A 20,057-nucleotide genomic window follows, 5' to 3' on the forward strand; every position below is an offset into this window, starting at 1 on the left:
AAGGGTGCTTCACGCTTTATAGCATGGCCCCGCGGGGCAAGGGTCACCGTCCGCCGGCTTCCAGCAGCCGGCGCGGCGCGGCGAGTTCCCAGCTTGCCGCGATCCTGTCGCCGACATGCGCCCAGTCGGTATCGGCCCGATCCAGCGCGATCCCGACCCATTCGGCGCGGAAATAGGCGACGCGCGAATAGAGTGCGGGCGCGGCGTCGAGCAGCATCCGGGCCTCCTCGGCATCGGCGGTCTTCACCGCGACGATGGTGCGGCCGTCGCCGTGATGGTTGTCTCGAAACTGGGCGAACATCTTGCCGCCCACGAAGAAGGTCGGCTGGCCGTGGCTCGGGCGCTCCTCGGCTTCCGGAAGGTCCATCGCGAGCGCGCGGACCTGGTCGAGGGGGATCAGCGGTTCAGCCATTCCGCGACAACCCGGGGATAGAGCCGATGTTCCTCGACCAGCACCCGCGCCGCCAGCGCATCGGCGGTGTCGCCGGGCAGGATCGGCACCTCGACCTGACCCAACAGTTCGCCGCCGTCCAGTTCCTCGGTGACGATATGGACCGAACAGCCCGCGCTGGCGTCGCCCGCGTCGATCGCGCGCTGGTGGGTGTCGAGGCCCTTGTACTTGGGGAGCAGCGAGGGGTGGATGTTGACGATCCGCCCGCGCCACGCCGCGACGAAGCCGTCCGACAACAGCCGCATATAACCCGCCAGCGCAATCGCCTCGACTCCGGCATCGCGCAGCGCGGCGTCGATCCGGGCTTCATAGTCGGCCTTGGCCATGCCCTTGGGCGATTGCGCGAAGGTGGCGATGCCCTGTCCTTCGGCCCAGCCGAGGCCGGGGGCGTCGGGCTTGTCGCTCGCGACGAGGACGACGGCATAGGGGCAATCCGGCGCCCGCGCGGCCTCGACGAGCGACGCCATGTTCGAGCCCCGGCCCGAAATCAGGATGCCGAGTTTCTTCTTCATCTGTTCCCGAGCTCAGTCATTATGCGTCGCGCTCCAATCGGCGCGCGCGCTCCACGTCTCGACCTTGCCGAACACCGTGCAGCCGCGCTGCCCCGCCTCGACAATGCCGATGCGGAACACCGTCTCGCCCGCATCCGCCAGTTCGGCGGCCACTGTGTCGGCAAGCTCGGGGGCCACCGCCGCGACCATGCCAACCCCGCAGTTGAAGGTCCGTGCCATCTCCTCGGGCTCGATATTGCCCTGTGCCTGAAGGAACGCCATCAGCCGGGGCAGCGGCCACGCATCGGCGTCGATCCGGGCGTGACACCCCTCGGGCAGCACGCGCGGGACATTCTCCAGCAGCCCGCCGCCGGTGATATGGGCAAGGCCCCGGATGCTGCCCTTACGGAGCTGGGGCAGAAGGCTGGCGACATAGATGCGCGTCGGTGCCATCAGCGCGTCGATCAGGATACGCTCCTGGTCGAACACCGCCGGGCGATCCATCTTCCAGCCGCGATCGGCGGCGAGGCGGCGGACCAGCGAGAAGCCGTTCGAATGCACCCCCGTCGAGCCGAGGCCGAGCAGCACGTCGCCGGGCCGGATCGCGCTGCCGTCCAGCAACCGCTCGCGCTCGACCGCGCCGACGCAGAAGCCGGCAAGGTCGTAATCGCCGTCCGCATACATGCCCGGCATCTCCGCGGTCTCGCCGCCGATCAGCGCGCAGCCCGCCTGGCGGCAGCCTTCCGCGATCGAGGCGATAACGCGCTCGGCAACCTGCGGGACCAGCTTGCCGCTGGCGTAGTAATCGAGGAAGAACAGCGGCTCGGCACCCTGCACGATCAGGTCGTTGGCGCACATCGCGACCAGGTCGATGCCGACGCCGTCATGATGGTCATGGTCGATCGCGAGCTTCAGCTTGGTGCCCACCCCGTCATTGGCGGCGACCAGCAGCGGATCGGTGAACCCCGCCGCCTTCAGGTCGAACAGCCCGCCAAAACCGCCCAGCGCGGCATCGGCGCCCGGACGGCGGGTGGACTTGGCCAGCGGGCCGATCGCGCGGACCAGCGCGTTGCCTGCGGCGATCGATACGCCGGCCTGGGCGTAGGTATAGGTTTCGGGGTCGCTCATCCGCACGCGCTTAGCGCCGAGTTGGCGGTTCGTCACCCGTCCGTCGCCTCCACCGACGAAGATGCTTGGATTTCCCCGCCCGCTTCGCCAAAAGGGCGCCCGCATGCAGTTTTCGCGCCCCTTGCTGTCGATCACCCTTGTCGGCGCGCTCGCACTTGCGGGGGCGGGCGGCGCCGTGCTGGCGCAAGGCGGCGGTGGCAGCGCGGTCCCGGTCGACGCATCGGGCAGCTTCGAAGTCTCCGGCGTGCTGGTCGATGTGAAGGGCAAGGATACCGACGCCGCGCGCACCGGCGGCTGGCGGATCGCCCAGCGCAAGGGCTGGGAAATCTTGTCGCAGCGGCTGACCGGCACCAAGTCGACGCTGTCCGATTCGGCGCTCGATTCGCTCGTCACGGGGGTCATCGTCGAGCGCGAGCAGATCGGCCCGACGCGCTATGTCGCGCGGCTCGGCGTGCTGTTCGATCGCAACAAGGCGGGCGCGATCCTCGGCGTCTCGACCCAAGTCACGCAATCGCCGCCGATGCTGCTGGTCCCGCTCGAGTTTTCGGGCGGGGTCGGTCGCGTGTTCGAGCGTGAGACCGCCTGGGCGCGCGCGTGGAACCGCTTCCGCAGCGGCGGCAGCACGATCGATTATCTCCGCCTGCGCGGCACCGGTCCCGACGCGCTGCTCGTCAATGCCGGGCAGACGCTACGCCGCGGGCGCAATTGGTGGCGCGGCATCCTCGATCAATATGGCGCGTCCGACGTGCTGATCGCCGAGGTGCAGCTGCGTCGCGACTATCCGGGCGGGCCGATCGTCGGCACCTTCGCCGCGAGCCATGGGCCCGATCGCGTGCCGGTCACGCGCTTTGCGCTGCGCGTCGACAATGGCGATTCGCTCGATGCGCTGCTCGATGCCGGTATCGAGCGGATCGACCGCGCCTATCAGGCCGCGCTCGCCAGCGGGGCGCTGCGCACCGATCGCCTGCTCGCCGCGCGCCCGCCCGCGCCGAAGGTCGAGGAGACCCCCGAAGAGGAAGCCGCCGACGCGACCCCAACGCCGACTCCGGTCGCGACCAGCGCGGCGACCACGACGCTCTCGATCCAGTTCGACACCCCTAGCGCAGGGTCAGTCACCGCTTCCGAAGCGCAGCTCCGCGGCGTGCCCGGCGTGCGTTCGGCGACCACCACGTCGCTCGCGCTTGGCGGCGTGTCGGTGATGCGCGTCGCCTATGACGGCCCGATCGGCAGCCTGCGGGCCGCGTTGGAGGGCCGGGGCTGGCAGGTGCAGGAAGGCGTCGGGGTGCTCCGCATCCGCCGCCCGGCACCGCCGCCGCCCCCCACGGACGCGCCGAAGGGCGAATGACTCAGCTTCGCCTGCCGCTCGGCATGCCCGAGGCGCGCGAGACGGAGTTCCTGGTGGGCGAATCGAACGTCCGCGCGGTCCACCAGCTCGAACGCTGGGCGACCTGGCCGGTCCGCTCCGCGCTGCTTGTCGGCCCGCGCAAATCGGGGCGCAGCCTGCTCGCACGCGTCTTCGCGGCGAAGAGCGGCGGGCGAATCTTCGACGATGCCGATCGCGCGAAGGAGGCCGATGTCTTCCACGCCTGGAACGAAGCGCAGCAGGAGCGCCGCCCGCTGCTGATCGTCGCCGAGGCCGCGCCGCCGCACTGGCCGGTCAAGCTCCCCGACCTGCGCTCGCGCCTCGCCGCGTCGCCGCTGCTCGAACTGGGGCCGCCCGACGACGTGCTGATCCCGCAATTGATCGAGCGCGCGTTCGAGCGCCATCTGATCCATGCGCGCCCCGATGTCATCGCGTGGCTGGCCAAGCGCGTCGAGCGTAGCCATATCGCGATCCTGCGCGTCGCCGATGCGCTGGAGGCCGAGGCCGGGCACCGCCTGTCGATCCCCGTCGTTAAGGCGGCGTTGGCGGCATCGGGTCTTCTAACCGACACGGACGAAAGCTAGTCGCATGGCAACCGCAGCACCCAGGCGCGCCGCAGAGGGAAACACCGTGAGCGATACTCCCGCCGACACCGGCAAACGCTATTTCAACCGCGAGCTGTCCTGGCTCGCGTTCAATCGCCGGGTGATGGAGGAGGCGTGCAACCCCGCGCATCCGCTGCTGGAGCGGCTGCGCTTCCTGTCGATCTCCGGCAGCAATTTCGACGAGTTCTTCATGGTCCGCGTCGCCGGGCTGATGGGGCAGCAGCTCCAGCAGGTCGAAGCCTATTCGGACGACGGCATGACCGTCGCGCAGCAACTCGCCGCAATCCAGACCGAGGCGGAGATACTGGCGGACCGGCAGCAGGGCGTGTGGAACGACATCCGCGCGACGATGGCCGAAGCCGGGATCACCGTGCTGGGCGCCGACGCGATCGAAGGCGAGACCCGCCAGTGGCTCGAGGGGCATTTCCGCGAGCAGATCTTCCCGATCCTGACTCCGCAGGCGCTCGACCCCGCGCATCCGTTCCCGTTCATCCCCAACCAGGGATCGAGCGTGATCTTCGACCTTGTCCGCCGCTCCGACCATGAGCCGATCCGCGAGCTGGTGCTGCTGCCGACCACGCTGCCGCGCTTCGTCCGGGTGCCGGGCGAACCGGCGCGCTATGTCGCGGTCGATACGATGCTCAAGGCGTTCTCGCACTTGCTCTTCCCCGGCTATGACGTGCTCGCCTCGGCGGCGTTCCGCGTGCTGCGCGACAGTGATATCGAGATCGAGGAAGAGGCCGAGGACCTCGTCCTCACCTTCCGCTCGGCGATCAAGCGGCGCCGTCGGGGCCGCGTCATCCGGCTCGAGATGGAGGAATCGATCTCGCCCGCGCTTGAGGCGGTGCTCAAGGAGGAACTGGGCGGCAGCGCGGCGCTGTTGACCGAGACCGGCGGGTTCCTCGGGATCGGCGACCTCGCCTCGCTGGTCGAGGAGGATCGCCCCGACCTCAAATTCTCGCCCTATTCGGCGCGGTTCCCGGAGCGGGTGCGCGAATATGGCGGCGATTGCTTCGCGGCGATCCGCGCCAAGGACATTGTCGTCCACCATCCCTATGAGAGCTTCGACGTCGTCCTGACCTTCCTGGGGCAGGCCGCGGCCGATCCCGACGTCGTCGCGATCAAGCAGACGCTCTACCGCGCCGGTAAGCAGCCTGCGGTGATCAACGCGCTGATCGCCGCGGCGGAGGCGGGCAAGTCGGTCACCGCGGTCGTCGAGCTGAAGGCGCGCTTCGACGAGGAACAGAATCTGTACTGGGCGACTGCGCTGGAGCGCGCCGGGGTCCAGGTCGTCTATGGCTTTATCGACTGGAAGACGCATGCCAAGGTGTCGATGGTCGTCCGCCGCGAAGGCGGAGTCTATCGCACCTACTGCCATTTCGGGACGGGCAATTATCACCCCGTCACTGCGCGCATCTACACCGATCTCAGCTTCTTCACTGCCGATCCGCGGATCGGGCGCGATGCCGCACAGATCTTCAACTATGTCACCGGCTATGTCGAACCTGCGGCGCTGGAGCTGCTCGCCATTTCGCCGCGCACGCTGCGCGATTCGCTGATGGCGCTGATCGACGATGAGATCGCCCATGCCCGCGCCGGGCGCCCCGGTGCGATCTGGGCGAAGATGAATTCGCTGGTCGACGCCGCGATCATCGAGAAACTGTACGAGGCGAGCGGCGCCGGGGTCGAGGTCGATCTGATCCTCCGCGGCATCTGCTGCCTGCGCCCCGGCGTCCCCGGCCTGTCCGATCGCATCCGCGTCAAGTCGATCGTCGGCCGTTTCCTCGAGCACAGCCGGATCTGGGCGTTCGGCAACGGCAAGGGCCTGCCGAGCGACGCCGCAAAACTCTATATTTCGTCCGCCGACTGGATGCCGCGCAACTTCGATCGCCGCGTCGAGTTCATGTTACCGATCCTCAACAAGACGGTGCATGATCAGGTGCTCGATCAGGTGATGGTGGCAAACCTGCTCGACAATGAGCAAAGCTGGCAGCTTCAGCCCGATGGCCGTTATGTCCGGATGGTGCCGGGCGAGGAGGGGGCGTTCAATCTCCACCGCTATTTCATGACCAATCCCTCGCTGTCGGGGCGCGGCGCCGCGCTCGAATCGCGCCGTCCGGTCCCCAAATTGTCGCTGCGCCGCCGCCGCGCGCCCAAGGCGGAGAGCTGACCATGGCAACGGTGTTGCAGCGCAGGCCGCCCGCGCCGCTCGGGGCGGCGAACGGGCGCGTTGCGATCATCGATATCGGCTCCAATTCGGTCCGGCTGGTGGTGTATGACGGCGCGGCGCGGCTGCCCGCGATCCTGTTCAATGAAAAGGTGATGGCGGGGCTGGGCCGCGGGCTGAGCGCCACCGGCGCGATCGAGCGCTCCAGCCTGGGCATGGCACGCGCCGCGCTGGCCCGCTTCGCGCTGCTCGCGCGCGAGATGCAGGTCGGCGAGCTGCGCACCGTCGCGACCGCCGCGGTCCGCGATGCGTCGAACGGCGCCGAGCTGATCGGCGCGGCGGAGGCGCTGGGGCTCCACGTCGAGTTGCTGACCGGCGAGGAGGAGGCGATGGCCTCCGGCATGGGCGTTCTGTCGGGAATCCCCGATGCCGACGGCATTGTCGGCGATCTCGGCGGGGGCAGCCTGGAGCTGGTGCGCGTCGTCGCGGGCACCGTCACCGATCGCGTGTCGTTCCCGCTCGGCGTGCTGCGGCTCGCCGCGATCCGTGCGCAGGGCAGGGGCGCGCTCGACCTCACCGTCGCCCGGCTGATCGAAGAGGCGGGGTGGCGCGGGCGCGGCGTCGACTTGCCCTTTTACCTCGTCGGCGGGTCGTGGCGCTCGCTCGCCAAGCTCGACATGCATCTCTCCGGCTATCCGCTCCCCGTCGTCCACCAATATCCGCTGGCTATCGAGCGCATCGCCGAACTCGCGCGCGCCGTGGGGGGTATCTCCAAGGCCGAGCTGAAGGCGATTCCCGACTTGTCGAGCGCGCGGCTGCCGACGCTGTCCGACGCCACGGTGCTCCTCTCCGCCGTCGTGCGGAGCCTGGGGAGCAACGGCACGATCGTCTCGGCCTATGGCCTGCGCGAGGGGCTGTTGTTCCAGCGGCTGACGCTGGAACAGCGCCGCGAGGACCCGCTGATCGCCGCGGCGCGCGACGAGGGCCGGCGGCTGGGGCGCTTCCCCGAACATGGCGACTTGCTCGATGCGTGGATCGCGCCGGTGTTTGCCGTCGAGGCGCCGGGGCTGGCGCGGTTGCGCCATGCGGCATGCCTGCTCGCCGATGTCGGCTGGCGCGCCAACCCCGAATTTCGCGCCGAACGCGGCATGGAGATCGGGCTCCACGGCAATTGGGTCGGGATCGACGCCACCGGGCGCGCGCTGGTGGCGCAGGCGCTGCACACCTCGCTGGGTGGCGCGATGGTCACGCCCGATCCGCTGGCACGGCTTGCCGGGCCCGAGGCGCTCCAGCGCGCCAAGCTCTGGGGGCTGGCGATGCGGCTGGGCCAGCGGCTCAGCGGTGGCGTCGCCGCCCCGCTGCGCCGCTCGCGGCTGACGCTCCAGGGCAATGCGCTGCTCCTCGAACTGGAGCCGGAGGATGCCGCGCTGTACGGCGAGGCCGTCGAGAAGCGCCACAAGGCGCTGGCCTCGGCGCTGGGGCGCGAGGCCCGGCTGCGCGGCTGATCGGACGGGGGCGGGTCAATAGGTACATTCCGACGCTGGCCACGGGGCGGCCATGCGCTCAGGAATGCGCCCGCACCGCCACCGCCGCGCGTGGCGACAGAATGGAAGAAATGTCCATGCCCGACTCGAGCCCCATGCTGACGACCCGCACCGGCTTCCGCTTCCGGGTCCGCCCCGCAACCCCCGCCGACGAAGCCGCGCTCGCCGAATTCTTCACGCATGTGACGCACGAGGATCTGCGCTTCCGCTTCCTGACCGGGCTCAACGAAGTGGGGCATGATCGCCTCGCGGCGATGACGACCGTCGATCACCACCAGACCGAGAGCTTCATCGCTTTCGACGAGGGCGCGACGCTGATCGCCACCGCCATGCTCGCCTGCGACGCCGCGCTCGACCGCGGCGAAGTCGCGATCTCGATCCGCGACGATTTCAAGCAGCGCGGGGTCAGTTGGGAGCTGCTCGCCTATGTCGCCCGCGTCGCCGAGGCGAAGGGGGTGAAGACGCTCGAATCGATCGAGAGCCGCGAAAACCATGCGGCGATCGAGCTGGAGCGCGAGATGGGCTTCACTGCCGAGCCCTATCCCGACGATTCGACGCTCGTGCTGGTGCGCAGGACGCTGGCGCCCGCGCAGGCGTGAGTCACAGCCGCGGCAAAGTGACTCCGCGCTGCCCCATATATTTGCCCGCACGATCGGCATAGCTGGTCTCGCACGGCTCACTGCCCTTCAGGAACAGGAACTGGCACGCGCCTTCATTGGCGTAGATCTTGGCGGGCAGGGGCGTGGTGTTCGAGAATTCGAGCGTCACATGCCCCTCCCATTCGGGCTCCAGCGGGGTGACGTTGACGATGATCCCGCACCGCGCATAGGTCGACTTGCCGAGGCAGATCACCAGCACGTCGCGCGGCACCCGGAAATATTCCACCGTCCGCGCCAGTGCGAAGCTGTTGGGCGGGATGATGCACACATCGGTCTTGCGATCGACGAAGCTGTTCGCCGAGAAATCCTTGGGATCGACGATCGCGCTGTCGATATTGGTGAAGATCTTGAACTCGTCGGCGACGCGCGCGTCATAGCCATAGGAGGACAGGCCATAGCTGATGCACCCTTCGCGCCGCTGCGCCTCGACGAACGGCTCGATCATCGCATGGTCCTGCGCCTGTTCGCGAATCCAGCGGTCGGACAATATGGACATGAAACCCCCTGAAACTGGCGCCCGCTTTCGCGCGAAGCGCGCGGAAGGGCAAGCGGGTTGCGTAAGGGGGACGGGAACACATTGTCATCCTGACGAAAGTCAGGATGTGGACTCACGGTTGAAGTGCACCGGTTGAGATTTTGGAGAATGCCTCGGCGGGTGTGAGGAAGCCAAGGCATTTTCTGGGGATGTTGTTGAGCCGGTCGGCACAGGCACGGAGTTGTCTGTGGCTGACGGTGTCGAGGTCGGTTTTGCGAGGCAGGCTTCGGCGCAGTCGGCCGATGGTGTTTTCGACACCGCCCTTTTGCCATGGGGCTCGGACATCGCAGAAGAAGGTCTGGATGCCGAGGCTGTCGTGAAGGCGGTGATGTTCGGCGAACTCGGTGCCGTTGTCGAAGCTGATGGTCCTGCGCAGATCCTGGGGGATATGGCGCAGTCTGCGGGTGATCCGGCGTGCGGTCAGCTCGGCTCTGCGGTGGGGTGGCTTGTCGAGGATGGTGTAGCGTGTGTGGCGCTCGTGCAGGACGAGGACATTGTGCCCATATCGGGCGAACAGCATATAGTCGGCTTCCCAATGGCCCGGCTGTGCGCGATCCCGGGCTTCGAGGGGGCGTTCGCCGATCGGCCTGCGCTGTTTGATGAAGCTGGCCGGGCTTCCGCCCTGGCGGCCATAGCGGCCGCGCCTTGCCTTGCAGCGGGGCAGAAGGCGGTGCCAGTAGTCCTTCTGGGCCGAGCGATGATAGACGTATCGATAGATTGACTCGTGGCTGACCATGGTGCGACCGTGCTCAAGCGCCAGTCGGCCGGCGATCTGTTCGGGAGAGCATCCCATCGCAAGGCCGTTCTTCACGATATCTCGCAGGTCCGGCTGGCGCGCCAGCTTGAAACGGCAGTCCCATCGTCGTCGTCTGATCGCGAGCCTATGGGCACGCCCGGGCGCATAGCCGCCGGGCCAGACCTTGGTCGGCTTGCTATTGCGCCTGAGTTCCCGACCGACCGTCGTGTGATCACGCCCGATCGCGGTGGCAATCTGTCGGCAAGATATACCGCCTTCATGAAGGCGGTATATCTCGATCCGCTCGTCGAGGCTGAGTTGCCTGTAATGTCGTCCCATCGCGCAATCACCTTAGCAGGTGGTGCACTTGTTCCGTGAGTCCGGGGGATCCATTCGGTGCTCGGCCTGCGCTTCTTCGTCCAGCGGAGTGGCTGAATGGATCCCAGCCCGCGCTGGGATGACGGCGTTTGTGTTTGCTCGCTGCCATATGCGACAGCCTTGGGTTACGCAGGGGGAGTACAGCGGGGCCGCCCGGTCGGGGGCGGCCCCGCCGGCGTCAGGCGGTCAGCACCTTGTCGACCGCGACGCAGAACGCCTTCATCTCGTCGGCCGAACCCACGGTGACGCGCCCGACGGTCGGCCAGATCGCCCAGCTCCGCCCGATCTGCACGCCATTGGCAAGCAGCGCGGCCTGCACCTCCTTGGCCGGCTTCTGCCAGTCGACCATGAACATGTTGCCCTCGCTGCCCGGCAGCACCTTGACGCCCCGCTTGGTGAGCCAGGCGATCGTCGCCTCGCGCGTCGCGACCATCTCGGCGCGGCGCGCCTTGATGTCGGCGGTCTGGGTATAGGCGGCGGCGCCGCACGCAACGGCGGTCATCGGCAGCGTGCCGGTGACCTGGAACCCGTCATAGCGCATCATCCGCTGTTGCAGCGCGGGGTCGGAGAAGGTCAGCCCCAGCCGCATCCCCGCCATGCCGAACAGCTTGGAGAAGGTGCGCATGACGATCACGTCCTTGCGCGTCGCCGCCAGATACGCCGCGCTCGGCGCCTCGGAGAAGTGCAGATAGGCCTCGTCGACCAGCAGCACCGCATCGGCGGGCTTGTTCGCGGCCAGCCACTCGATGTCGGCCAGCGGCGTGACGGTCCCCGTCGGGTTGTTCGGCGAGCAGATGTAATAGAGCCCGGCGTTCGGATTGGCGGCGAGCATCGCCTTGACGTCGGCGCCCTTGCCCTGCGCCATCGGCACCTTGGCGAGCGGCGCGCCCAGCCATGCGGCGGCGCGCCATGCCGCTTCGAACGTCGGATCGGGCGTCACCAGTCCCTTGGTCGGCGAGCAGAACGAGATCACCGTGCGGACGAGCGGGTCGCCCGATCCGGGCCAGGCCAGGATATGGCTCTCGGGCAGCTTCTCGACCATCGCGACGGTCTTGATCAGCTTCTCGCGCTCGCCGTCGGGGTCGTAGCGATTGCCCTGCGCGACGATCTTGGCCGCCGCAGCCTGGCCGGCGGGGAAGGGGCCGGTCCAGCATTCATTGGCGCCGATCTGGATCGCGCCGGCGACGGCCTTTGCCGCCTGGCTCTGCCCGAATGCCGGGGCTGCGCCCGATGCGACGGCAGCACCCGTCCCGAGCAGCGCCGCGACCCGCCCCAGCTGGCGGCGCGAATATCCACGTTCGAGTAATTCTTCCTGTACGCCCCTGTTCAGCATGATCGTCACCCCTGTTGCTATCGGACAAGTCCGACCCCGCTGCGAGCAAACCGCTCGCAAGTGCCGGCATCCCTCCAGGCGGAACGACATGCGTGTCGCGCGCACCGCGCGCCGCAGGTCTTGTGACACATACTTTACTATCGGCGGGGCGCTGGCAACCGGCCCGTCACCGATTCTCGCAGCTGATTCGATTCAGTTCCCGCCGCGCCGCGCGTCGATGCTCCACGGCCCCGCGCCCGCTGCCGCCAGATACAGGAAGATGAACGTAAACAGCAGGATGGGCTCACCGCCATTCACTGCGGGAAAGAAGCCCTTCGACGCGTGCGCCATGAAATATCCGACCGCGCACATCCCCGATGCGATGAACGCCACCGGGCGCGTGAACAGCCCGATCAGCAGCAGCGCGCCCCCGGCCAGCTCGATCGCGCCCGCCGCCAGCAGCAGCGGCGGCAGCGGGGCGGGCATCGGGAAGGGCGGCACCCCGAAATATTTGGAAAGCCCGTGCTGGAGAAAGCTCAGCGCGGCGACGATCCGCAGCACGCTGAGCAATGGTCCGGACCAGCTTGGCGGTATCGGCATCGTGTCTCTTCCCGTCTTGTTACGGGGGCGATGCTTTCATAGCGCCGGTCGCGCGTCAATCGCCGCTCAGGCAGTGAAGCGCTTGGTAAAGCCCTTGTTCGGCTTTTCGTCATCGGCGGCGAATGCCTCGACATTGGCGACCCGCGCCTGTCCCGGCCCGGTCTGCGCGCCCTCGATCAGCGCGGCCAGCGCCTCGTCTTCGCCCGCCGCCAGGATCTCGACGCGCCCGTCCTTGGTATTGCGCACCCATCCCGTCAGCCCGGTGCGCTGCGCCGTGCGCACCACCCAGTCGCGATAGCCGACGCCCTGAACGCGCCCCGAAACGATGATCCTCTTGGTCGTCATAAACCCCACGCTCACTCGGCCCCGCCACTTCAGGCCTGTCGTGCCTGTCTAGCACGGCGCGGGGCTTGGCAAGCGGCGCGTCGCAGCACTTCGCCGCAACGGCTGCACGGGTCAGGGGTAGGAAATCGCTAGGATTTCATATTCGCGCTCGCCGCCGGGCAAAGTCACGCGACGCACATCGCCCAGCGTCGCCCCGCGCAGCGCGCGCGCGAAGGGCGAATTCCACCCGACATGCCCGGTGCCCGCCTCGGCCTCGTCATCGCCGACCAGCGTCAGCACGCGCTGGTTGTCGTCTTCATCGGCCACCGTGACGGTCGCCCCGAAATAGACGCGGCTGCGGTCGGGCTGCTGCGCCGGATCGACGACCTTGGCCGCCTTCATCCGCCGCGACAGCCAGCCCAGCCGCCGGTCGATCTCGCGCAATCGCTTGCGGCCATAGATGTAATCGCCATTCTCCGATCGGTCGCCATTGCCCGCGGCCCAGGAGATCGTCTCGACCAGCTTCGGGCGCTCGCCGCCGAACAGCGCGTCATATTCGGCCTTGAGCGCCGAATAGCCCGACGGAGTGATATAGTTGGGGCGGTCCATTGCGGAGTGCCTCGTCGGATTGGTTGGAACATGCGCGCGGGGGTGTTTCAGCGCGGCCTCGGCTCGCTCCCCCACCCGGCCACCCAACGCCAGTATTTTATGGGTGGCCGGGTGGGGGAGCGGGCCGGGGCCGCAATGCGCCGCGAGGCGCATCAAAAACAACCATTAACCTGGGCGGTTCTTGCCCAGATACCAGCTCAGATTCGCCGGGCCCCGGCTGCGCGCCACCTCGGGGTTGAGCAGGTCATAGACCACGGCATTCTCCAGCACGCGCTGGACATAGTTCTTGGTCTCGAAGATCGGAATTTCCTCGACCCATTTGACGATGTCGCCGCCCGGCATGCGCGGATCGCCGTTCGCGCGGATCCATTTGTTCACATTGCCCGGCCCGGCATTATACGCCGCCACCGCGAGCGGATAGCTGCCGTACAGCGTGTACATCCGCTGGAAATAGCTCGACCCGAGCTGGATGTTGTAATCGGTATCGACCGTCAGCGAATCGCGGTTGTAGCCAAGCCCCAGCTTGCCCGCGGTCTCGCGCGCGGTGCCCGGCATCAGCTGCATCAGCCCGCGCGCGCCGGCATGGCTGACGGCGGCGCGATCGAACTGGCTTTCCTGCCGCGCGATCGCATGGATCATCGTCCAGTAATCGCGCTGCCCCTCCGGCACCCGCACCGAGGGATAGCCCGCGGCGGTATAGTCCGACAGCCCGTTGAGCAGCGCACTGCGCCCCACCATCACCCCCAGATCGGGGCGACCGATCGTGCGCGACAGCTCGGCGGCGAGGATATGGTCGGTGTCGCTCGTGGCGGCTAGCGCGATCTGACGCACGAACAGGCCCTGGTCCGGACGGTTGCCCAGCGTCCCGAGCAGTTGCGCGGCGCGCACCGTCTCCTGGCGGAAGAATGCCTCGCGCGTCGCGGCGGGAACCGCGCCTGCGTTGAAATCGGGCGGACGGCGCAGCGGGCGGCTGGTCCGCTCGAGCGCAAGCTGGCCGTAATAAAGATCGGGGAACCCCGCCGCGCGCGCGAAATAGGCTCCGGCGCTGGCCTGGTCGCCCGCCGCCTCGGCGGCGCGGCCTGCCCAATACAGCCCCTTGGACTGAGTCTGCGGCGTCTTCGATCCGCGCGAATAGCGGTCGAACATGCCCACGGCGTCGCGCGCGCGCCCGAGGCTGTAATAGGCCGTGGTGCCCGCCAGCCAGGTCAGGCTGGTATAGTCGTCGCGCTCGCCCAGCGGCAGGTCGCTGATGTCGGTGCCCGCAGGGAATGCGTCGTCGACCTGGCTCGCGATGCGATAGGCGAGGCTGAACTGCCCGTCCGCCGCCGCGCCGCGCGCCGCGATCAGCAGCACTTCATACCAGGCCTCGCCGTCGCCGGGATAGCTGGCGAGCGCCGGGCGCTGCGCCAGATAGTCGCGCATCTCCGGGCTCCGCCCCGTGTCGCGCAGCCAGCGCGCGCGATCGGCGATATAGCCCGGATCGGCGCGCCCGAACGCCATCGCCGCGGCGCCGCGCGCATCGGCATCGGGCGCCTTGGTGCGATAAGCGAGCCGCGCGTCGAACACCGGGCGCTTCGCCGCGGAGACGAAGCCGAGCTGGCGCTGGGCGAGAGTCAGCGCGCCCTGCCACAACAGCATGTCCATCCGCGCGTCATGGTCCGCCGGAGTCAGCGCGCTCAGAAACCCGCCGAGCAGCCTGGTCTCGTCGGCGGTCCGCAACTGGCCCGCGCGCCATGCCCGACGCGCCTGCTCCTCGGCCTCGGCCTGGCGCCCCGATGCCGCCAGCGCCTCGGCATAGCGAAGGCGCCCGGCGGGGGTGAGCGGCGCGTACCGCTCGAAAAAGCGCGTGACCAGCCCCGGCGACGCGGCGCCGCTGTCGAGCACCGTCTCGGCGGCGGCGCGGCGGCTCGTCTCGCCGGGCCAGCCGGGATGGACGAGCAGGAAGTTGGCGTAATCGGAAAACGGCCAGTTATCCGACTGTTGCAGCCGCTTCCACTCGACCAGCGCGGCGTCCAGCGCATTCGCCTGGATATAGGGCGGCGCGACGCGCGGCACCCCGCTTTCCAGTGCCATGCGATACCATTCAATCTGGCCCTGCGTAAGTTGCGAGGAAGCCGCCAGCCCGGAAACACCCGCCAGCAGCAGCGCACTTTTGATCATCGGCTGATCATCGGCCCCAGCATGCTGGACATGATACGCATGCGCCGACTATCTGCCACCCCCTGAATCGCCTGATTGAGGAAGATTTTCGATATGTTCTCGGGCTCTATCCCGGCGCTGGTCACGCCGTTCCGCGATGGCGCCTTCGCCGAAGAGGATTTCCGCGCGCTGGTCGATTGGCAGATCGATCAGGGTTCGGCGGCGCTCGTGCCCTGCGGCACCACCGGCGAAGCCGCGACGCTGAGCAAGGACGAGCATTTCGAAGTGGTCCGGGTCTGCGTCGATCAGGCGCGGGGCCGCGTGCCGATCCTCGCCGGGGCCGGATCGAACGACACCCGCGTGGCGATCGGCAATGTCCGCGCCGCGCAGGAATCGGGCGCCGATGCCGCGCTGATGGTCCCGCCTTATTATAACCGCCCGAGCCAGGAGGGCATTTTCCGCCATTTCGCCGCGGTGGCCGAGGCGACCGAGCTGCCGATCATCCTCTACAACGTCCCCGGCCGTACCGTCACCGATATCCAGCCCGCGACGATGGCGCGGATCGTCGCGGCGTTCCCCGATACGTTCCTCGGCGTGAAGGACGCGACCGGCCAGCTTGGCCGCGTCTCCGAACAGCGCAGCGGCTGCGGCGCCGGCTTCGTCCAGCTTTCGGGCAATGACGAAACCGCGCTGGCGTTCAACGCGATGGGCGGGACGGGCTGCATCTCGGTCACCGCCAACGTCGCGCCGGGCCTGTGCGCCGAGTTCCAGGCGGCCTGGGCGGCGGGCGACAGGGCAGGGGCGCTGGCGCTGCACGACCGGCTCTATCCGCTCCACCTCGCCATGTTCACCGACGCCTCGCCGGGCCCGGTGAAATACGCGATGTCGCGCGTGGTGCCGGGCTTCCCGACCGAACTGCGCCTGCCAATGACCGAAGCGAGCGACGCCAGCCGCGCGGCGGTGGATGCGGCGCTGGCGCATGCCGGGCTGGTTTAGGGCGTAGCGGATCGTCGGGGGCGAGGTCGATGATTTTCACACAAAGCCACGAAGCCACAAAGCATAAGGTCGCTACGACGACTTCGTGCCTTTGTGGCTTCGTGTGAGAACCCCACTTCTTCAGCGCCGCGACGCAATAAGTTTTGTTTCGCGCAAAGACGCAAAGGCGCAAAGAGAAGGTTCCAAAGCGCAGCTTCGCCTGCGAAGCACGCCTCCTGCGCCGGCGGGCGGTTGAAAAGAAAAGTGGCTCACACAAAGCCACGAAGCCACCAAGAATGCAGTCGCACCACCACTTCGTGCCTTTGTGGCTTTGTGTGAGAACACTCCTTCTTCCACTGTTCGCGTGCGCGCAAAGGCGCAACAGCCCCAAAGCGAAGCTCAGCCCGCGCAGCGCTTCTTCTTCTGCTTTGCGCCTTTGCGTCTTTGCGCGAAAAAGAACGTCTGCCCCGGGTACCCGGTCGAAAAAGGGCGGCTCACACAAAGCCACGAAGCCACCAGGAATGCGGTCGAAACCACGACTTCGTGGCTTTGTGGCTTTGTGTGAGAACCCCGCTTCTTAACCTCGACCGTGCTGCCGCCCGTCGCCCCGCCACGCCTCCGCACCACCACGTCGCCGCCGCACCACAAGCCACTGGCGTTCGCGGCATATCGCCCCTACATGCCCACCTCCCATGGCCCGCCCACGTCCCGCCACCTTCGACAAAGTAAAGATCGTCGCCGAGAACCGGCGCGCGCGGTATGATTATTTTATCGACCAGGTGTTCGAAGCCGGGCTCGCGCTCACCGGCACCGAGGTCAAGTCGCTGCGCTTCGGCGAGGGGTCGATCGCGGAGAGCTATGCCGAGGTCAACGATACCGGCGTCTGGCTGATCAATGCCAACATCCCCGAATTCAGCCACGGCAACCGCTATAATCACGAGCCCAAGCGCGCTCGTAAATTGCTCCTTCATGAGCGTGAAATAAACAAGCTCCACGGCGCCGTTGCACGCGAAGGCATGACGCTCGTTCCGCTTTCCGTCTATTTCAACGGAAAGGGGCGGGCGAAAGTCGAGCTGGCGCTCGCAAAGGGCAAAAAGACGCATGACAAGCGCGATTCGATCAAGGAGCGGGACTGGAAGCGTGAACAGGGAAGGCTCTTGCGCGATCGCGGATGATCGGCCTGCAAAGGGGCGCCTTGGCCGCATGGTCGCCAAGGCGACGCCCAGCCGCGAGTCGATCGCGGGCAATCGCTGGCTGAAGCCGTTTGCGCATCGCGTGATGCATTCGTCGCTGTGGCGCTTCACCCGGCGCTCGGTGCCGCGCGGCGTCGCGCTGGGCATGGTCACCGGCATCCTGGTGCCGATGGGCCAGATTCCCGCCTCCGCGGTACTCGCGCTGCCGCTCCGCGCGAACATCCCCGCCGCGGCGGCCACGACCTTCTTCACCAATCCGCTGACTACGCCGCCGCTCTGGGGGCTGGCCTATTGGCTGGGCAGCCATTTGATCGGCCCGCGCGCGGCGCAGGCGACGGCGTCGGTCACCCCCGGCTGGGCCGACTGGCTGCTGCATCAGGTGGGCCCGGCGCTGCTCGTCGGGCTGGTCACGCTCACGGCGATACTGACGCTGATCGGCTATTTCGGCTCGGCGCTGGCGTGGCGGCTGTGGATCGCGCGCAAATGGCGGCGGCGTTCGGCGGAGCGCGCGGCCCGGCCCCCGATTGACGCGGCGTGCTAGCGGACTAAGACGGCGCCTTCACTTCGCTCGAAGGGCCGTTCCATGCGTATCGCGCTACTCGCCACCACTCTCCTTGCCGCTCCCGCGCTGCTCGCCGGCTGCACCCATGCCGAAGCGCCGCCGGCGCCGGTCGAAGTCACCCCGCTGCCCGAGGACAGCCCGACCCCCGCCGCGCCCAAGCCGACCTTCGGCAGCTATGGCTTCGACGCCGCCGGCATGGACAAGAGCGTCGCCCCCGGCGACGACTTCTACACCTACGCCAATGGCAGCTGGGCAAAGAACACCCCGATCCCCGCCGACAAATCCAATTACGGCGCGTTCAACCTGCTGTCCGACCTGTCGCAGGAGCGCACCCAGGCGATCCTCAAGGAAGCGCAGGCCGACCCGAATTCGAAGATCGGCGTCGCCTATGCGACCTATCTCGACACCGCGACGATCGATGCCAAGGGGCTCGCCCCGATCCAGCCCTGGCTGGACCAGATCAAGGGCGTGAAGGCCAAGTCCGGGCTCGCCGCGCTCTATGCCCAGGCGAACCGCAACGGCGTCGGCACCCCGTTCCGCGCGGGCGTGGGACAGGATGACAAGGATCCCGAAATCTATGCGCTGTTCGCCAGCCAGGGCGGGCTCGGCATGCCCGACCGCGATTATTATTTGTCGAAGGACCCCAAGCTCGCCGAGGCCAAGGCGGCCTATCTCACCCATTTGACCAACGTGCTGACGCTCGCGGGCGAGCCCGATGCCGCGCGCCGTGCGGCGGCGATCCTCGCGCTGGAGACGAAAATCGCCGCGGTCCACTGGACCAACGTCCAGAACCGCGATTCGAACAAGACCTATAACAAGATGACCGTCGCGCAGCTGGCCAAGCAGGCGCCCGGCTTCGACTTCGCCGCCTATTTCGCCGGCATCGGCGCGCCCGTCGATACCGTGATCATCGGCCAGCCCAGCGCGATCACCGGCATCGCCCGCATCGTCGCCGCAGCCCCGGTGGGCGTGCTCACCGACCAGCTCCTCGTCCGCAGCCTCGACACCTTCTCCGACGTGCTCCCCGCTGCGTTCGACAAGGAGAATTTCGCCTTCTTCGGCACCGTCCTGTCGGGCACCCCCGAGCAGGAGGCGCGGTGGAAGCGCGCGGTCGACTTCACCACCGGCGTGCTGGCCGACGATGTCAGCCAGATCTACGTCGCCAAATATTTCCCGCCCGAGACCAAGGCGGCGGCGGACAAGCTGGTCAAGAACGTCATCGCCGCGATGGACGTCCGCATCGACCAGCTCGACTGGATGACGCCCGAGACCAAGGTGAAGGCGCACGCCAAGCTCGCCGCCTTCACACCAAAGATCGGCTATCCCGATCGCTGGAAGGATTATTCGGCGCTGCGTATCGTCGCGGGCGACGCCTTCGGCAATAATCTGCGCGCGAACAACTGGGCGCATGAGGAGAATATCGGCCATCTCGGCAAGCCGCTCCAGCGCTGGGAATGGGGGATGACCCCGATGACGGTCAACGCCTATGCCAATTTCGGCATGGTCGAGATCGTGTTCCCCGCCGCGATCCTCCAGCCGCCCTTCTTCGATCCGCATGCCGACGATGCCGTGAACTATGGCGGGATCGGCGCCGTCATCGGCCACGAGCTGAGCCATCATTTCGACGATCAGGGCGCCAAATATAATGGCGAGGGCCGGCTGACCGAATGGTGGTCTCCCGCCGACACCGCAGCGTTCAAGGCGCGTACCGACGCGCTGGTCGCCCAATATGACCAATATGCGCCGCTGCCGGGGATGCATGTGAAGGGCGAACTGACGCTCGGCGAGAATGTCGCCGACCTTGCCGGGCTCACCCTGGCCTATGACGCGTATAAAAAGGCGCTCGACGGCAAGCCCGCGCCGGAGATCGACGGCACCACCGGCGATCAGCGCTTCTATCTCGGCTGGGCGCAGGTGTGGCGCCGCAATTATCGCGAGGCGAATTTGCGCCAGCGGCTGCTCACCGACCCGCATTCGCCGTCACAGCAGCGCGCCTGGGTCGTGCGCAACCTCGATCCCTGGTACGGCGCCTTCGCCCCCCAGCCGGGCGCGAAGCTGTTCCTGACGCCCGAGCAGCGCGTGCGCATCTGGTAAGTGGGTTTGGCCCCCTCCACGCCCGGCGGCGGGGAAGGGGCCGTCGTCACCCTCACCCTTCCGCGCCTTCGGCGCTCCCTCCCTCTCCCAACGGGAGATGGACTTCTCCCTCTCCCGTTGGGAGAGGGAGGGAGGCGCGCAGCGCCTGAAGGGTGAGGGCGACGCGAATTCAAACGCGATCACCCCGCGCCG

The 20,057-nt window shown here is 67.7% G+C and carries 19 protein-coding genes; 9 read left to right on the forward strand and 10 right to left on the reverse strand.

The features are described 5' to 3' along the window. Positions 1 to 43: 43 nt before the first annotated feature. The 3 genes from TS85_RS06975 to purM are packed head-to-tail and all read right to left on the reverse strand — an operon-like array spanning position 44 to position 2,070. Complete coding sequence (locus TS85_RS06975; RefSeq protein WP_044331270.1) at positions 44 to 412, reverse strand: MmcQ/YjbR family DNA-binding protein; 369 nt, start codon at positions 410 to 412, stop codon at positions 44 to 46. Then, the gene (gene purN, locus TS85_RS06980) at positions 397 to 963 is read right to left on the reverse strand and encodes a phosphoribosylglycinamide formyltransferase (RefSeq protein WP_044331272.1); all 567 of its coding nucleotides are present in this window, start codon (positions 961 to 963) and stop codon (positions 397 to 399) included. The genes TS85_RS06975 and purN overlap by 16 nt, the downstream gene beginning before the upstream one ends. A gap of 12 nt (positions 964 to 975) precedes the next feature. Beyond that, on the reverse strand, positions 976 to 2,070 hold the full coding sequence (gene purM, locus TS85_RS06985) for a phosphoribosylformylglycinamidine cyclo-ligase (RefSeq protein ID WP_044331274.1): 1,095 nt from the start codon (positions 2,068 to 2,070) through the stop codon (positions 976 to 978). Between the two features lie 103 nt (positions 2,071 to 2,173). On the opposite strand from purM, the gene TS85_RS06990 reads away from it, so the two are divergent. The 5 genes from TS85_RS06990 to TS85_RS07010 all read left to right on the forward strand — a co-directional run bounded on the left by TS85_RS06990 (position 2,174) and on the right by TS85_RS07010 (position 8,348). Further along, positions 2,174 to 3,415 carry a hypothetical protein gene (locus TS85_RS06990; RefSeq protein ID WP_044331276.1) on the forward strand — a complete coding sequence of 414 codons (1,242 nt, stop codon included), beginning with the start codon at positions 2,174 to 2,176 and terminating at the stop codon, positions 3,413 to 3,415. Beyond that, the gene (locus TS85_RS06995) at positions 3,412 to 4,017 is read left to right on the forward strand and encodes a P-loop NTPase family protein (RefSeq protein WP_044331278.1); all 606 of its coding nucleotides are present in this window, start codon (positions 3,412 to 3,414) and stop codon (positions 4,015 to 4,017) included. The genes TS85_RS06990 and TS85_RS06995 overlap by 4 nt, the downstream gene beginning before the upstream one ends. 4 nt (positions 4,018 to 4,021) lie before the next feature. After that, positions 4,022 to 6,208 carry an RNA degradosome polyphosphate kinase gene (locus tag TS85_RS07000; RefSeq protein ID WP_044331280.1) on the forward strand — a complete coding sequence of 729 codons (2,187 nt, stop codon included), beginning with the start codon at positions 4,022 to 4,024 and terminating at the stop codon, positions 6,206 to 6,208. A gap of 2 nt (positions 6,209 to 6,210) precedes the next feature. Next, complete coding sequence (locus TS85_RS07005; RefSeq protein WP_077228504.1) at positions 6,211 to 7,710, forward strand: Ppx/GppA family phosphatase; 1,500 nt, start codon at positions 6,211 to 6,213, stop codon at positions 7,708 to 7,710. A gap of 116 nt (positions 7,711 to 7,826) precedes the next feature. Next, positions 7,827 to 8,348, forward strand: a complete 522-nt coding sequence (locus tag TS85_RS07010) for a GNAT family N-acetyltransferase (protein ID WP_155006333.1) — start codon at positions 7,827 to 7,829, stop codon at positions 8,346 to 8,348. 1 nt (position 8,349) lies between these two features. On the opposite strand, the gene dcd is transcribed toward TS85_RS07010, so the two are convergent. From dcd to TS85_RS07045, 7 genes are all read right to left on the reverse strand, one after another. Next, on the reverse strand, positions 8,350 to 8,904 hold the full coding sequence (gene dcd, locus TS85_RS07015) for a dCTP deaminase (protein WP_044331285.1): 555 nt from the start codon (positions 8,902 to 8,904) through the stop codon (positions 8,350 to 8,352). Positions 8,905 to 9,016: 112 nt separating this feature from the next. Beyond that, positions 9,017 to 10,018 carry an IS30 family transposase gene (locus tag TS85_RS24540; protein WP_077228505.1) on the reverse strand — a complete coding sequence of 334 codons (1,002 nt, stop codon included), beginning with the start codon at positions 10,016 to 10,018 and terminating at the stop codon, positions 9,017 to 9,019. A gap of 217 nt (positions 10,019 to 10,235) precedes the next feature. Beyond that, positions 10,236 to 11,399, reverse strand: coding sequence for a pyridoxal phosphate-dependent aminotransferase (locus TS85_RS07025; protein ID WP_155006334.1), 1,164 nt, complete (start codon positions 11,397 to 11,399; stop codon positions 10,236 to 10,238). Between the two features lie 183 nt (positions 11,400 to 11,582). Further along, positions 11,583 to 11,969 (reverse strand): DoxX family protein, encoded by a 387-nt coding sequence (locus tag TS85_RS07030; protein WP_044331288.1) that lies wholly within the window; start codon positions 11,967 to 11,969, stop codon positions 11,583 to 11,585. Between the two features lie 66 nt (positions 11,970 to 12,035). Next, positions 12,036 to 12,314, reverse strand: a complete 279-nt coding sequence (locus TS85_RS07035) for an acylphosphatase (RefSeq protein WP_044331291.1) — start codon at positions 12,312 to 12,314, stop codon at positions 12,036 to 12,038. Positions 12,315 to 12,425: 111 nt separating this feature from the next. Then, positions 12,426 to 12,902 carry a transcription elongation factor GreB gene (gene greB / locus TS85_RS07040; RefSeq protein WP_044331293.1) on the reverse strand — a complete coding sequence of 159 codons (477 nt, stop codon included), beginning with the start codon at positions 12,900 to 12,902 and terminating at the stop codon, positions 12,426 to 12,428. A 165-nt stretch (positions 12,903 to 13,067) separates the two neighbouring features. Further along, complete coding sequence (locus tag TS85_RS07045; protein ID WP_044331295.1) at positions 13,068 to 15,062, reverse strand: lytic transglycosylase domain-containing protein; 1,995 nt, start codon at positions 15,060 to 15,062, stop codon at positions 13,068 to 13,070. Positions 15,063 to 15,155: 93 nt separating this feature from the next. On the opposite strand from TS85_RS07045, the gene dapA reads away from it, so the two are divergent. From dapA to TS85_RS07065, 4 genes are all read left to right on the forward strand, one after another. Beyond that, a complete protein-coding gene (dapA, locus tag TS85_RS07050) occupies positions 15,156 to 16,037 on the forward strand; it encodes a 4-hydroxy-tetrahydrodipicolinate synthase (protein ID WP_044331297.1) in 882 nt (293 codons plus the stop codon). A 671-nt stretch (positions 16,038 to 16,708) separates the two neighbouring features. Further along, a complete protein-coding gene (gene smpB, locus TS85_RS07055; RefSeq protein WP_044331299.1) occupies positions 16,709 to 17,191 on the forward strand; it encodes an SsrA-binding protein SmpB in 483 nt (160 codons plus the stop codon). 28 nt (positions 17,192 to 17,219) lie between these two features. After that, positions 17,220 to 17,750: a DUF2062 domain-containing protein gene (locus TS85_RS07060; RefSeq protein ID WP_044331301.1), complete on the forward strand. Its 531-nt coding sequence runs from the start codon at positions 17,220 to 17,222 to the stop codon at positions 17,748 to 17,750. Positions 17,751 to 17,792: 42 nt separating this feature from the next. Beyond that, positions 17,793 to 19,865 carry a M13 family metallopeptidase gene (locus TS85_RS07065; RefSeq protein WP_044331302.1) on the forward strand — a complete coding sequence of 691 codons (2,073 nt, stop codon included), beginning with the start codon at positions 17,793 to 17,795 and terminating at the stop codon, positions 19,863 to 19,865. Positions 19,866 to 20,057: the final 192 nt, after the last annotated feature.

This window comes from Sphingomonas hengshuiensis, assembly GCF_000935025.1.
Taxonomy (GTDB): domain Bacteria; phylum Pseudomonadota; class Alphaproteobacteria; order Sphingomonadales; family Sphingomonadaceae; genus Sphingomonas; species Sphingomonas hengshuiensis.

What these genes read in the sequence shown, in the direction of transcription:
- TS85_RS06995 (WP_044331278.1), top strand. Translation starts at nt 3,412, where the DNA reads ATGACTCAGCTTCGCCTGCCGCTCGGCATGCCCGAGGCGCGCGAGACG.
- TS85_RS07000 (WP_044331280.1), top strand. Translation starts at nt 4,022, where the DNA reads ATGGCAACCGCAGCACCCAGGCGCGCCGCAGAGGGAAACACCGTGAGC.
- TS85_RS06990 (WP_044331276.1), top strand. Translation starts at nt 2,174, where the DNA reads ATGCAGTTTTCGCGCCCCTTGCTGTCGATCACCCTTGTCGGCGCGCTC.
- dapA (WP_044331297.1), top strand. Translation starts at nt 15,156, where the DNA reads ATGTTCTCGGGCTCTATCCCGGCGCTGGTCACGCCGTTCCGCGATGGC.
- TS85_RS07045 (WP_044331295.1), bottom strand. Translation starts at nt 15,062, where the DNA reads ATGATCAAAAGTGCGCTGCTGCTGGCGGGTGTTTCCGGGCTGGCGGCT.
- TS85_RS07005 (WP_077228504.1), top strand. Translation starts at nt 6,211, where the DNA reads ATGGCAACGGTGTTGCAGCGCAGGCCGCCCGCGCCGCTCGGGGCGGCG.
- TS85_RS24540 (WP_077228505.1), bottom strand. Translation starts at nt 10,018, where the DNA reads ATGGGACGACATTACAGGCAACTCAGCCTCGACGAGCGGATCGAGATA.
- TS85_RS07030 (WP_044331288.1), bottom strand. Translation starts at nt 11,969, where the DNA reads ATGCCGATACCGCCAAGCTGGTCCGGACCATTGCTCAGCGTGCTGCGG.
- purN (WP_044331272.1), bottom strand. Translation starts at nt 963, where the DNA reads ATGAAGAAGAAACTCGGCATCCTGATTTCGGGCCGGGGCTCGAACATG.
- dcd (WP_044331285.1), bottom strand. Translation starts at nt 8,904, where the DNA reads ATGTCCATATTGTCCGACCGCTGGATTCGCGAACAGGCGCAGGACCAT.
- TS85_RS07060 (WP_044331301.1), top strand. Translation starts at nt 17,220, where the DNA reads ATGGTCGCCAAGGCGACGCCCAGCCGCGAGTCGATCGCGGGCAATCGC.
- greB (WP_044331293.1), bottom strand. Translation starts at nt 12,902, where the DNA reads ATGGACCGCCCCAACTATATCACTCCGTCGGGCTATTCGGCGCTCAAG.
- TS85_RS07035 (WP_044331291.1), bottom strand. Translation starts at nt 12,314, where the DNA reads ATGACGACCAAGAGGATCATCGTTTCGGGGCGCGTTCAGGGCGTCGGC.
- purM (WP_044331274.1), bottom strand. Translation starts at nt 2,070, where the DNA reads ATGAGCGACCCCGAAACCTATACCTACGCCCAGGCCGGCGTATCGATC.
- TS85_RS07065 (WP_044331302.1), top strand. Translation starts at nt 17,793, where the DNA reads ATGCGTATCGCGCTACTCGCCACCACTCTCCTTGCCGCTCCCGCGCTG.
- smpB (WP_044331299.1), top strand. Translation starts at nt 16,709, where the DNA reads ATGGCCCGCCCACGTCCCGCCACCTTCGACAAAGTAAAGATCGTCGCC.
- TS85_RS07010 (WP_155006333.1), top strand. Translation starts at nt 7,827, where the DNA reads ATGCCCGACTCGAGCCCCATGCTGACGACCCGCACCGGCTTCCGCTTC.
- TS85_RS06975 (WP_044331270.1), bottom strand. Translation starts at nt 412, where the DNA reads ATGGCTGAACCGCTGATCCCCCTCGACCAGGTCCGCGCGCTCGCGATG.